Source organism: Neorhizobium sp. P12A, from assembly GCF_008365395.1.
Taxonomy (GTDB): domain Bacteria; phylum Pseudomonadota; class Alphaproteobacteria; order Rhizobiales; family Rhizobiaceae; genus Rhizobium.
The window spans coordinates 18,110-29,624 of record NZ_QOVX01000032.1; the positions used below are offsets into that span (position 1 = coordinate 18,110).

The following is an 11,515-nucleotide window of genomic DNA, read 5'->3' on the forward strand; positions in this document are numbered from 1 at the left end:
GAAGCATCCGGCCGCAATCAGTGCGGCCGGCGCATTATGCAGGGTTAGTTAGTGATGCCGAGCTTCTTGCAGCCCTCGGCATACTCACCGGTGCAGATCTGCTCCGGCGTCTGTATCTTCTTGTCGAAGATTTCCGCCTTGATGTTCTCGGCCGTTACGACCGCGGGAATGAACAGCTCGGATGGCGTGTTGTAGAGTGTCGTCTTGGGGGCAGGCGTCTGACCCTTGAGCATCTGGACGGCCACATTGGCAGCCGCGGCAGCCACGATCTCCGACGGCTTGGAAATCGTGTTGTACTGATCACCGGAGATGATCAGCTGTAATGCCGCGATCGTCGCATCATTGCCGGTCACGGGTGGAACGGGCTTGACGCCGGCAGCCTTGAACGCGGCAATCGCGCCGCCGCCCGTGCCGTCATTGGCGGCAACCACGCCTTTGATGTCGGCGCCGAAGCGGGTGATCTGACCGGCAGCCCATTCCTGAGCCTTCGGCGGCGCCCATTCCGGCGTGTCGAATTCGGCAAGCGTCTTGTAGGCCGATTCCTTCAGGCCACGATGGATACCGTCGCGGATCAGGCCCGCCGCGGCGTCGGTTGGCGAACCGTTGATTTCGAGGATGCCGGAGCCATCGGCGACTCCGGCGGCCTTCAGGTGCTGAACGAGCGACTTCGCGATTGCATAGCCGATGCCTTCATTGTCGAAGGACACGTAATAGTCTGCCGGCTTGGCCGGAATCGGACGATCGTAGGCGATGACCTTGACGCCCTGCGACTGGGCGATTTCCACGAAAGCGGCCGCGGCCGCCGAATCCACCGGATCGAGCACGACGACTTTCGCACCCTGCGCAATAACCGAATTGAACTGCTGCTGCTGCAGGGAGGCATCGCCATTGGCGTTCTGGTAGACAACGGTGCAGCTTGCACAAAGCTTCTGCATCTCGGCCTTGAAACCCGGAAAATCATGCTGCTCGTAACGCGTCGATGCCTGATCCGGCATCAGGAAGGCAACCGTGGAAGCCTCCTGAGCCGAGGCGGTGGCGGCAAAGCCCATGGCGATCGTCGCCGAGGCCATAAACAAATTCCGATACTTCATTCTCTCCTCCTTCGTGTGATCAAAACATGCCCGGCAGCTGGCAACCATGACCATGGCCCCTCTGATCGCTGCAGATGGCAACAAACTCCCCCGCCCACAATGGAGCGGCCTCTCCCTCACGCCTTGAAACATCCTCCTGCGCACCGCAAGGTGCGGTACGCTTCATCGATTGCACAATCATGCTCAATCGATGAAGCATCAATTGCCACTTCTAGTGTTTGATGTCAAGTTAGGTAAAAGCGGAGAAATCGATTTGAATCACGTAAAGCAGGCGAAGAGGACAACGATCTATGATCTGGCGGAGCTCGCAGGAGCGTCTGCCAGTGCGGTGAGCGCGGTCCTCAACGGTAATTGGAAGAAGCGCAGGATCAGCGCTCAACTCGCGGAAAAGATCATGCGCATTGCCGAGGAGCAGGGTTACGCGCTCAACATGCAGGCGAGCCTTCTCCGGCGCGAAAAGTCCCATATCATCGGAATGCTCGTCCCCAAGTACGACAATCGCTATTTCGGATCGATCGTCGAGCGGTTCGAAGACATGGCGCGCGAGCGCGGGCTCTTTCCGATCATAACATGCACCCGCCGAGACCCCGAGTTGGAAATCGAAGCGGCACGCACCATGCTGTCCTACCAGGTGGAATGCCTGATCGCGACTGGCGCGACCGATCCGGACAGAATAGCAGAGATGTGTGCTGCAGCCGGCGTGCGCAGCCTCAATCTCGACCTACCCGGCGCACTGGCGCCGTCCGTGATCTCCGACAATTTTTCCGGCGCGCGAGAATTGACGACGCGCGTCCTCAGCAACTGCCGGGAGCGGCTTGGTGAGATGCAGTCGTTGATTTTCATCGGTGGTCGCGGAAGCGACCACAACACTGCCGAGCGTATCCGGGGCTTTCGCCAGGCCCATGCCGACCTCGGTGTGTCGGTCGTCGACGACAATATTCTTGCCTGTGGCTACGCGCCGGAAAAAGCGGAAAAAGCCCTCGATGATCTCTCGTCTCGCGGGATGACGCCGGCCAAAGGCATGTTCATCAATTCGACCATCTCGCTTGAAGGCGTTATGCGCTGGATTCGCCGGTCGGGACGCCTTGAAGAACAGGAGCTTGTTCTCGGCTGCTTTGACTGGGATCCATTCGTATCCCTTCTCGGAAATGATATCGAGATGGTTCGGCAGGATGTTCCGGAGATGTTGAAGAAGGTGTTCGAGATCATTGAATCCGGATCCAACCGCCCGGTCCTTGTTCAGGTGCCGCCGTTGCTGGCGAGTCCCCCTCTATAGACCCGCTTCCATCGTAACATAGTGGGGTGCCTTCGTTGCGCATTCGCAATGCCGTTTCCCCTGGCCACGGCATGACATCGACGCAAAGAGCCAAATTGGGTCGAACTCTTCATGCTCTTGAAGGAAATCGAACCTATGGCACCTTTATTCAGAAAGCTAAATGACGCAGGCGTTGTCATAAGGGTCACGCGAACCTGTGAGGCTGTGAACATGAAAGGCGCTGCTATCTCTGGTCACAGTGTCGCGCCTCCCTTTGAAAGCCGGTCACATCGAGCAGGCGAATTGCGGTCGTCGACCGTCAGGGCGTCGGGCAGGCTTCCGATCGAAGATCCAGTCCTTCCTGCCGTTGTTCGAATGACGCGTTCGATCCATCTGCCGTACGCATAATTCTCACGACGTAGAGGCTGTCGAAATCATCCTCGCGCCACTTTGGCACGACCTGCGCATCTCCGCCATGTTCCGCGATGAGAGCCCTCGCTATCTTCACGATCTGCTTGTGTTCCCAGGCCACAAACACGACCGCATTCGCCAGTTTTGCGCTGTCAAGGGCACGCTTAAGTCCCGCTATGTCGTCATAGCCGAAAGTCGTATCGACAGGCAGCCCGAGGGCGATCGCTGTGGGTTCGATTGTCGCCAAGGGCCGAACATAGTCATAGAGCTGACCGTCATCCCGCTTTTGCTTGGTCGGATTGGGAGCGAAAATGGCTGATGGGTTCGGGAATATTTTTGCCAATGCCGAAGGAAGGGCGAGAGAGCGGTTTAACCCCTCACAGCTCAACTGACCAAGGCCCTGATCAGGCTTTTCGCCATGTCGCAGGAATACGATCGTTTGTTCCGCCGCCAAAAGTGCTGTCGGACAGAGGGACGGCAATCCCGTGATGGCCAGACCGAGGAGGAATGCGCGAAGGGAACTGAACGTCATGGGCATTTTCTTTCAGGGCGATCAATCAGGAGTTCAAAACCGGCTTCATTGGGAATAGTTGCGACACAGGCTTCGACAAGATGGATGCTGACGACCGGGGGCCGGTTATCTCCGTCTCGAGCGAATTCAAGCAGTGATCGAACAGCTATTGCGGGGGAAAAAGCGCTTCTTCAGTTTGCCCGACATTGTGACCTAGCCCGGACCGCGTGCCTCAGGATTTGACTTCAGCCAACGGGCTCGATGGCTGAAGACTGTTCGACGGGTTCGCGGCCTATTGTCCGTTCCATGGCTTGAGAGCGTCGAACTTCATTTCGCGTTGTTCCTGCGGTTTTAGTTTGTAGTCGCCGCCATAGGGCGCACTTTCGAACGAACCGTAGGTCGGATTGGCGATCGCGATCCAATCGTGGCCCCAATGCTTGGCGACAGTCTCATATTCCTTGTCACGATCTGCGACCGCGCCCTTGTAGTTGTCGGTGAAGTCGCCAAGATTATCGCCGAACAGCAGGACGATCCGATAGTTCTTGGCGATAAAGGCGCGGCGGGTGCCCTTGGCAGACGTCCAGTCCGGCTGCTCTTTCGAACTCAGGAACGTATCGACCTTATCGTCGAAGGGATAGCCGAACCCTTTCATCTCCTCGACAGTCGGCCCCTCCTCATCCTTGGTGCGGTTGGAAACATAAAACACCCTCACGCCCTTCGAGGCAGCATATTGCGTGAACTCAAGGGAGCCTGGAATCGGCACATCCGCCTTGGCCTTGACGTAGTTGGTCCAGCTATCCGGCGTGAAGCTTGTCCCTGCGACCACGTTCCATGCCTGGTAGGCCGACGTGTTGAGCACCGTGTCGTCGATATCAAGAATGATGGCCGGCGGAAGATCCTGGAAATTGGCACTCTGCTCAACCGGAGCTGCGGTCCAGCTCTTGTCCGCCAGCGCGTCATCCAGCCTGACCTTTCCAAGCGCATAAGCGCCAAGCGCATTTGCCTTGAACTCGACGGATGTCTGATCCCAGAGCACGGCATTGAGATTGTCATTGGCGGGTGCCGGCGTTAGATCAGCCGCCGAGGCACTCGATCTTGCCAGGCCAAGGGTCAGCGCAATTATGCTAAAGGTGAGATCGGTCAAACGCATGTTATTCATTTCCTTTTACTATTACCGTTGGCTTCAAAATATTGATGATCGTTCAAGCTTCAGCGCTGGCGACCGGCTTTCAGTGATCGGAATCGATGATCACCTCTTCGCCCAACGACCCATTCTTCGGCAAAGGCTTGTAGGTCGTGTTCGAGGCGCGAAGAACACGAATAGGACGTGCGCCGACATCGATCGCCTGTTTCATGTCTCCGTCGGCGTCGCCATAGTAAATCTTGACGCCCTTGTCCTTCAGGAAGGACGTCTTCGTGGCATCGCCAGCGGTGAACACGACGGGATTGATCGAAACCATGTTAAAATCGCGCTTAATGGTTTCGGTCAGGCGTTCCCCCTCGCTCCGGGTGCGCCCCGTAATGAAATAAATCGTATCACCACGTTTTGTATGCATGGCGATCAGCTTTGCGGCGACGTCCTTGGGAAGCGAATAGTTGATGTCACAGTTTGCGTTGATATCGGCCCAGAATGCGGGATTCTTCAGATAATCGTTCTTGCCTGGCGAGTATTTCTGCTGACCATAGAAAAAACATGGGCTGGAAAACAACACGGTGTCGTCAACGTCGAATCCCACCGCCATCGGTGGCTGCCCTTCCAGCGATTTTTCGATTTGGGCGACGTCCACCCAATGGATCGCGTCGTGGTGCGAGAGTTCGTCGGTCGTTGCCCCCGGCGTCACCGCATCAAAGGCAAACGCACCCTGCGGCGTCGCCAGACATGCGATAACAGCAATTTTGTAGAGCATTCTCGTCATTGATTTCTCTCTTCTTGGCTTTCAGATGGAGATCGTGGACTTGGGTTCAGTGGTCCGGTGCCAATTTCTGCATCTCGTCATCACCCCGGACCAGCCGTTTTCGATTTCTTGCGCTTGCTCAAGACAGCTTCGACTTGACCGAGAAGGCCCTTAAGCTCTGGCTCCCGAACAAGAGTTGCAGCTTCGTGCGGTGGAAGCCAGACGAACGAGCGCTGGCCCTTTTCTCGGAACTCCACATCCATGGCAGAGACCTCGACAAGATGGACCTGAACCACGGAGGCGACCCTGTCGCCGGTGTCGAGCATCTTCAGATAGGTATAGTAGCCAAAGGGCTTCTTGCGCGCCTTGCCGCGAATCCCGGCTTCCTCCCAGGCCTCACGCTCGGCGACTTGATGCGGCGCACGACGGTCCATGGCCCAGCCCTTGGGGATGACCCAGCGGCCGCTCTGCCGAGAGGTGATCAACAGTACCTTGATGCTATCGGGCATGCGCATGTAGCAGATCGCGGCATATTGCTCGATCGCCTGTCCGCGGAACAGCCGATCGGCCTGCTCGGCAAGCTGGCCAAGATAAGTCTTGCTCTTCTGCTTAGACATGCGTTTCTGCAATTGCTCTTCCATCCGGCTTCGGGGTCCGGCTTTGCAGAAGTTCACCGCGTTCTTCAAGAACGGGATAGGCCGCAGCTGCGACAAGGTGCGAGTTTATCTGTTTCATATCACGAACAAGGTCGAGATGAAGCGAGCTGGTTTCCATCGTTTCGATACTGCCCTCGCGTAGCCTTTGGAAATGGGCTTCCGTCCCTTCACGCTCCGCTTTCCGAAACAGGACCTTCTCATCCGCTAGTAGGCGTGCCGCGCGCTCGTCTTGCGTCATGAAGAGAGCGGCAGCCGTCTGCAGATTGGCGATCAGACGCTCGAACAACCGTGATAGCTCGACTTGCCCCTCCCTGGAAAAGTTGAGGCCCCGGCGCAGCCGCTTGGCAAGATGCGGCAGCAGGTTCTGGTCGAGGACGTCGCCGGCATGTTCCATGTTCATCGAGAACAGCAGGATCTCGTTCAGCCGCCGTTTGTCGGCTTCGCCAAGCTCATCCGGATCGATCGAGGTGAGGTACGTTTTCACGGCCGTGTTGAGGCTGTCGAGGACATTGTCCTTGGCGCGAAGCGCAGAGAGTGCCTTGCGGTCGGTGCTGGAGAGTGCCGCTTTTGCGCCAGTCAGCATTTCCGTCAGCACATCGACCAGTCTTAGGGTTTCGCGCGCGGCGGCTCCCAGCGCAACGACCGGCGTTTCGCGGGCAGTCGGGTCCAGGTAGCGCGGTCGCGCAGGATCGGCCTCGTCGATCCTTCGGGGAAACATCTTGCTCAATAGATCGGCATAAGGGGTCAGAAACGGCAGGAACAGCGCAGCAAGCGCGAGATTGAATGCTGTGTGAAAGTTGGCGACGGCGCGTGCGCTATCGTCATCGATCATGGTTGACAGCCGGGCGATCGGCGACAGCAAGGTCAGAACAACCGCAACGCCGATGATCCGTGTGATCAGGTTTCCGATCGGCAGCCGCTTATGCGACAGGTCCGAACCGGAATGGCCCTCGACGACGGGATTGATCGCGGTGCCAAGATTGGCGCCGAGAACAAGTGCAAACGCCTGCTCCGGCTGGATCAATCCCTTGCTCGCCAGCGAGACGATCAACAACACGACGGCGACGCTGGAATGAGCAGCCCATGTCAGAACGGCGGCCAGTAGAACGCTGAGGACAGGCGTTGCCGCGATCGCTGCAAGAACGGATGACAGCGCGCTCGATCCCTCATATTGCGTCATCAGGTCCAATAGCTGGTGGAGCGCCAGCAACATGAAACCCAGCCCGATGACGACACGGCCGAGATCATGGATCTGCGAGCTGGAAACCCGGCGGAACATCAAGACGCCGATGAGGATCAACGCAGGCGACACAGCCGAGACGTCGAAGGATAGCACCTGAACGATCAGGGTGGTGCCGACATTCGCCCCCAGCATGACAGCGAGCGCCGGCACCAGATCGACCAGCCCGCCGGCCGCAAACCCTGAAGCCATCAATCCGGTGGCCGTGCTGCTCTGCAGGATTGCCGTGACCCCCATGCCGGCGAAAAACGCTTTGACGCGGTTGCTGAGCGCATGGCCGAGGAACGATCGAAGATTAGGGCCGAAGGCACGCTGGATGCCTGTTTGCACCATACGGGTGCCCCAGAGCAAAAGCGCGATATGCCCCGCGAGCGCGACCAGACCGACGATCAAAGCCATGATGATACCCTTCAAACGGACGGTCGTTGGGGGAACCCGGCAAACCTCCAAGCTGGTAACGTTTAATTAGCTGACTATGTTTCTCTGTTTGCCGGTGCAATGCAAGAGGAATTGTCATAAAACTGTCATACAATGACTTTTATCATTTTATAACAATATGATGAGAGCGGCATTCATCATTCAAAACGCGTCCGTCTTAAGACACCGTCACCTGCCTGAGGCGATGATTTCGTGCCATCCAAGCAATCACTGGCACGTGGTTTCAAGGTTGCTCATCAAGCCGATTAAAAAGTGGCTCCCAAAACCGCCACCGCCTTTCAATCCCGCGACGGGTCTTTTATGACATTTTCATGACATCTCAACGCAGAGGCGCAGGACATTGAACTGGTTTCGTCGATTGATGCCGCGGGAAGATCGCTTCTTCGATCTCTTCGCCAGGCATTCCCGTACCACGGTAGGTGCGGCGGAGGCTTTGAACGCCCTTCTCTCCGGAAACGACACGGAGGCTCATTGCAAGCGCATCGTCGCGTTGGAAAACGAGGCCGACGACATCACGCGCGAGGTCTTGCTTGCGGTGAGGCGCAGCTTCATCACTCCGTTCGATCGCGGCGATATCAAGGATCTCATCATGTCAATGGATGACGCCATCGACATGATGCACAAGGCCGTCAAGACCATCAGGCTTTTCGAACAGACCAGCTTCGACCAAGGCATGCAGGAGATGGGCGGCGTCATCGTGCAGGCCGCCAAGCTGGTGGCCGAGGCCGTTCCCCTCCTCGATCGGATGGGAACGAATGCGCAGCGCCTCGGCAATCTGACGGAAGAAGTTGTGAAGGTCGAGGGCCGCTCCGACGAACTCCACGACCAGGGTCTGAAGGACCTGTTTCGCCGACATGGCGCATCCAACCCCATGGCCTACATCATCGGCAGCGAGATCTACGGAGAACTGGAAAAGGTCGTCGACCGCTTCGAGGACGTCGCCAACGAGATCAATGGCATCGTGATCGAGAACGTCTGATGGAGGCCTCTATCGCCCTGCCGCTCTTGATCGGATTGATCGCGGTAGCCCTGTTCTTCGACTTCCTGAACGGACTGCACGATGCTGCCAATTCGATTGCAACGATTGTATCGACGCGCGTCCTGCGGCCGCAATACGCCGTGGTCTGGGCCGCCTTCTTCAATTTTATCGCTTTCATGTTCTTTGGCCTCAATGTGGCCGAGACGCTCGGGACTGGCATCATTGATCCCGGCATCGTCACGCCGCAAGTGATCTTCGCAGCGCTCGTCGGGGCTATCGTCTGGAATATCCTCACCTGGGTATTCGGGATTCCATCAAGCTCTTCGCACGCGCTGGTCGGAGGGCTGGTGGGGGCAGGATTGGCAAAAACCGGAACAAGCTCGATCGTCTGGAGCGGATTGCTGAAGACCTCAGGCGCGATCGTGCTATCGCCTCTGCTGGGCTTCACCCTTGCTCTATTCCTGGTCCTTTGCGTTACCTGGGCCTTCGTGCGCCAGACACCTTTCGCTGTAGACAGCATGTTTCGTGTGCTGCAGTTCGGGTCCGCCTCGCTCTATTCGCTGGGACATGGTGGCAACGATGCCCAGAAGACGATGGGCATCATCGCGGTACTGCTCTACTCCCAGGGATATGGCGGCAGTACATTTCATGTGCCGCTCTGGGTGGTCTTGTCCTGCCAGTCCGCAATGGCTCTCGGCACCCTGTTCGGTGGCTGGCGTATCGTCCACACTATGGGATCCAAGATCACTCGGCTGAACCCCATGCAGGGGTTTTGCGCCGAGACCGGAGGTGCACTGACGCTCTTCATCGCGACCTGGCTTGGCGTTCCCGTCTCGACCACGCACACGATCACCGGCGCGATTATCGGCGTGGGGGCCGCGCGACGTGTCTCGGCGGTGCGTTGGGGCATCGCGGGCAACATCGTCGTGGCATGGGTGATTACGCTTCCTGCCGCCGCCATCATTGCGTTCGCGACATTTGCGATTACCATGCGGCTTGCTTAATCCGCTTAATCCGAGCGCGGTAGCGGGGCTGGTCAGATTGACAATCTCCGATACCATCCGAAGACGGTGGTATATCTCGGAGCTTTTTGATGAAGGTCTTCTTTGATGTGGACGGCGTCCTAATCGACGGCTGGCATGCAGATTCGTTGCGTCGAAATCCCTGGGACGCGACAATCAAACAAGACCTCGGCGTTGATAGACAGCGTTTTCAGCGCCTCTTTTTCGGGGTCGCATCGGCGCGCTCTTCGGCACCGATGTTCGAATGTGTCACCGGGCGGCGCGACCTAAAGAACGCATTAGCCGAGATCCTGCCTCAGGTCGGATATCATGGCGACGTCGAGACATTCGTGCGGTACTGGTTTGAAAAGGATTCCAAGATCAATCAAGACGTCCTCCGGTTGGTTCGCCGGTTGCGGATACTTGGTGCTGAGACCTATATTGCCACGGGCCAGGAACACTATCGCGCTGCCTATCTCTGGAACGATCTCGGATTTTCCAGTGCATTCGATGGCATATTCTATAGCGCCAGGATCGGGCTTCCGAAGAAGGATCCAGGATTTTTCGAGGCCATTAATCGATCACTCGACATTGTTCCGGAGGAACGCCCTCTCTTTTTTGACGATCAGTCCGAGATCGTCGAAGCCGCCAAGAGCAAGGGCTGGGATGCAACCACCTTCACCTCGGCGATCGATATCGAGCTTCACCCCCGCCTCCACCGCTCTTTACTTGACGGCGGAACTGAGCGAGGCAAGCAACCATTCTTGACCCCATGACGTTGTATGTGACAGTTTCACGACAATCATCGCCAGCACCATAAGTTTGATCCTCTCAATGCCATGGCTTTTCTCGAACTGACGAAAATCCGGAAATCATTTGGCGCCCTCACCGTCGTCGAAGATTTCTCCGTCCGCATCGAGAAGGGCGAGTTCATCTCCTTCCTCGGACCATCGGGCTGCGGCAAGACCACCGTGCTGCGCATGATCGCCGGCTTCGAAACGCCGACATCAGGCACGCTGACGATCGCCGGCAAGGATCAGCGCCCGCTGAAGCCGAACCAGCGCAATATCGGCATGGTCTTCCAGGCCTATGCCCTCTTCCCGAACATGACCGTGCACGACAACGTCGCCTTCGGCCTCAAGGTCGCCGGCGCGCCGAAGAACGAGATCGACGGCCGCGTCAAGGAAATGCTCGGCCTGATCAAGCTCGACCATCTGGCCGGCCGCTATCCCTACCAGATGTCGGGCGGCCAGCAGCAGCGCGTAGCGCTCGCCCGCGCGCTTGCCGTCAAGCCGCAGGTTCTCCTGCTCGACGAACCGCTCTCGGCGCTGGACGCCAAGATCCGCGTTTCGCTGCGCGAAGAAATCCGCGCCATCCAGCAGAAGCTCGGCATCACCACTGTCTTCGTGACGCACGACCAGGAAGAGGCGCTCTCGATCTCCGACCGCATCGTCGTCATGAATGCCGGTCGCGCCGATCAGATCGGCACGCCCTTCGAAATCTACAACACGCCGGCAACGCGCTTCGTTGCATCGTTCGTCGGCACGCTGAACATGATCGAGGGCAGCGTCGTTGACCCCGATGCCAACCGCATCAAGATCGGCGATCAGGACATCACGCTCAAGCAGTCCGTCACCGCCTTCAAGCCGGGCGACAAGGTTTCGCTTGCGCTGCGTCCCGAAGCCGGCTCGCTCGCTGAATCCGCCAAGGGTGACGCATCACTAGCAGGAGAGGTCATGTCGGTGCATTTCCTTGGTTCCGTCATTCGCACCCGCATGAACGTCGCCGGCAACACTGTTTCCTTCGACATGTTCAACAATCCGCATCATCGTCCGCCAGCCGTTGGCGAGCGGGTGACGCTGAGATTCCAGTCTTCGGATTTGCTGCTTCTGCCGTAGCACCATTTTCAGTCGACCGGGCGGTTTGGGGGCGCCACGTTCGCGAAAAACTGGAACTGCCGACGGACCTGGCGGCGCAGCTTCGATTTCGCCTTCTCCTCGATGAGCAAGAACAGCTTCTGCAAATCGGGTTCGGCGAC

The 11,515-nt window shown here is 57.7% G+C and carries 11 protein-coding genes; 5 read left to right on the forward strand and 6 right to left on the reverse strand.

The window, feature by feature from the left end; genetic code table 11:
• Window positions 1-44 precede the first annotated feature (44 nt).
• Window positions 45-1,091, reverse strand: coding sequence for a sugar ABC transporter substrate-binding protein (locus DTW90_RS34655; protein ID WP_149344458.1), 1,047 nt, complete (start codon window positions 1,089-1,091; stop codon window positions 45-47).
• 253 nt (window positions 1,092-1,344) lie between these two features.
• Between DTW90_RS34655 and DTW90_RS34660 the strand changes: the two genes are divergently transcribed.
• Window positions 1,345-2,367, forward strand: a complete 1,023-nt coding sequence (locus DTW90_RS34660) for a LacI family DNA-binding transcriptional regulator (protein ID WP_149344459.1) — start codon at window positions 1,345-1,347, stop codon at window positions 2,365-2,367.
• A gap of 298 nt (window positions 2,368-2,665) precedes the next feature.
• On the opposite strand, the gene DTW90_RS34665 is transcribed toward DTW90_RS34660, so the two are convergent.
• The 5 genes from DTW90_RS34665 to DTW90_RS34685 all read right to left on the reverse strand — a co-directional run bounded on the left by DTW90_RS34665 (window position 2,666) and on the right by DTW90_RS34685 (window position 7,458).
• The gene (locus DTW90_RS34665; protein ID WP_246665167.1) at window positions 2,666-3,289 is read right to left on the reverse strand and encodes a hypothetical protein; all 624 of its coding nucleotides are present in this window, start codon (window positions 3,287-3,289) and stop codon (window positions 2,666-2,668) included.
• A gap of 271 nt (window positions 3,290-3,560) precedes the next feature.
• The gene (locus tag DTW90_RS34670) at window positions 3,561-4,418 is read right to left on the reverse strand and encodes an HAD family acid phosphatase (RefSeq protein ID WP_149344460.1); all 858 of its coding nucleotides are present in this window, start codon (window positions 4,416-4,418) and stop codon (window positions 3,561-3,563) included.
• Window positions 4,419-4,497: 79 nt separating this feature from the next.
• Window positions 4,498-5,184, reverse strand: a complete 687-nt coding sequence (gene aphA, locus DTW90_RS34675; RefSeq protein WP_210251464.1) for an acid phosphatase AphA — start codon at window positions 5,182-5,184, stop codon at window positions 4,498-4,500.
• A gap of 80 nt (window positions 5,185-5,264) precedes the next feature.
• Window positions 5,265-5,780 carry an NUDIX hydrolase gene (locus DTW90_RS34680; protein WP_149344462.1) on the reverse strand — a complete coding sequence of 172 codons (516 nt, stop codon included), beginning with the start codon at window positions 5,778-5,780 and terminating at the stop codon, window positions 5,265-5,267.
• Entirely contained in the window at window positions 5,773-7,458 is a 1,686-nt protein-coding gene (locus DTW90_RS34685) for a Na/Pi cotransporter family protein (RefSeq protein ID WP_149344464.1), read from the reverse strand. The genes DTW90_RS34680 and DTW90_RS34685 overlap by 8 nt, the downstream gene beginning before the upstream one ends.
• Window positions 7,459-7,858: 400 nt before the next feature.
• On the opposite strand from DTW90_RS34685, the gene DTW90_RS34690 reads away from it, so the two are divergent.
• From DTW90_RS34690 to DTW90_RS34705, 4 genes are all read left to right on the forward strand, one after another.
• Window positions 7,859-8,476: a DUF47 family protein gene (locus DTW90_RS34690; protein WP_149344472.1), complete on the forward strand. Its 618-nt coding sequence runs from the start codon at window positions 7,859-7,861 to the stop codon at window positions 8,474-8,476.
• A complete protein-coding gene (locus tag DTW90_RS34695) occupies window positions 8,476-9,480 on the forward strand; it encodes an inorganic phosphate transporter (RefSeq protein ID WP_132528499.1) in 1,005 nt (334 codons plus the stop codon). Before DTW90_RS34690 ends, DTW90_RS34695 begins: the two co-directional genes overlap by 1 nt.
• An 89-nt stretch (window positions 9,481-9,569) precedes the next feature.
• A complete protein-coding gene (locus tag DTW90_RS34700) occupies window positions 9,570-10,253 on the forward strand; it encodes an HAD family hydrolase (RefSeq protein WP_149344474.1) in 684 nt (227 codons plus the stop codon).
• Between the two features lie 63 nt (window positions 10,254-10,316).
• Window positions 10,317-11,375, forward strand: coding sequence for an ABC transporter ATP-binding protein (locus DTW90_RS34705; protein ID WP_149344465.1), 1,059 nt, complete (start codon window positions 10,317-10,319; stop codon window positions 11,373-11,375).
• The last annotated feature ends 140 nt before the right edge of the window (window positions 11,376-11,515 follow it).

Coding starts and splice junctions, on each gene's coding strand:
- DTW90_RS34655 (WP_149344458.1), bottom strand. CDS start 1,091: ATGAAGTATCGGAATTTGTTTATGGCCTCGGCGACGATCGCCATGGGC.
- DTW90_RS34665 (WP_246665167.1), bottom strand. CDS start 3,289: ATGACGTTCAGTTCCCTTCGCGCATTCCTCCTCGGTCTGGCCATCACG.
- DTW90_RS34670 (WP_149344460.1), bottom strand. CDS start 4,418: ATGCGTTTGACCGATCTCACCTTTAGCATAATTGCGCTGACCCTTGGC.
- aphA (WP_210251464.1), bottom strand. CDS start 5,184: ATGACGAGAATGCTCTACAAAATTGCTGTTATCGCATGTCTGGCGACG.
- DTW90_RS34680 (WP_149344462.1), bottom strand. CDS start 5,780: ATGTCTAAGCAGAAGAGCAAGACTTATCTTGGCCAGCTTGCCGAGCAG.
- DTW90_RS34685 (WP_149344464.1), bottom strand. CDS start 7,458: ATGGCTTTGATCGTCGGTCTGGTCGCGCTCGCGGGGCATATCGCGCTT.
- DTW90_RS34690 (WP_149344472.1), top strand. CDS start 7,859: ATGCCGCGGGAAGATCGCTTCTTCGATCTCTTCGCCAGGCATTCCCGT.
- DTW90_RS34695 (WP_132528499.1), top strand. CDS start 8,476: ATGGAGGCCTCTATCGCCCTGCCGCTCTTGATCGGATTGATCGCGGTA.
- DTW90_RS34700 (WP_149344474.1), top strand. CDS start 9,570: ATGAAGGTCTTCTTTGATGTGGACGGCGTCCTAATCGACGGCTGGCAT.
- DTW90_RS34705 (WP_149344465.1), top strand. CDS start 10,317: ATGGCTTTTCTCGAACTGACGAAAATCCGGAAATCATTTGGCGCCCTC.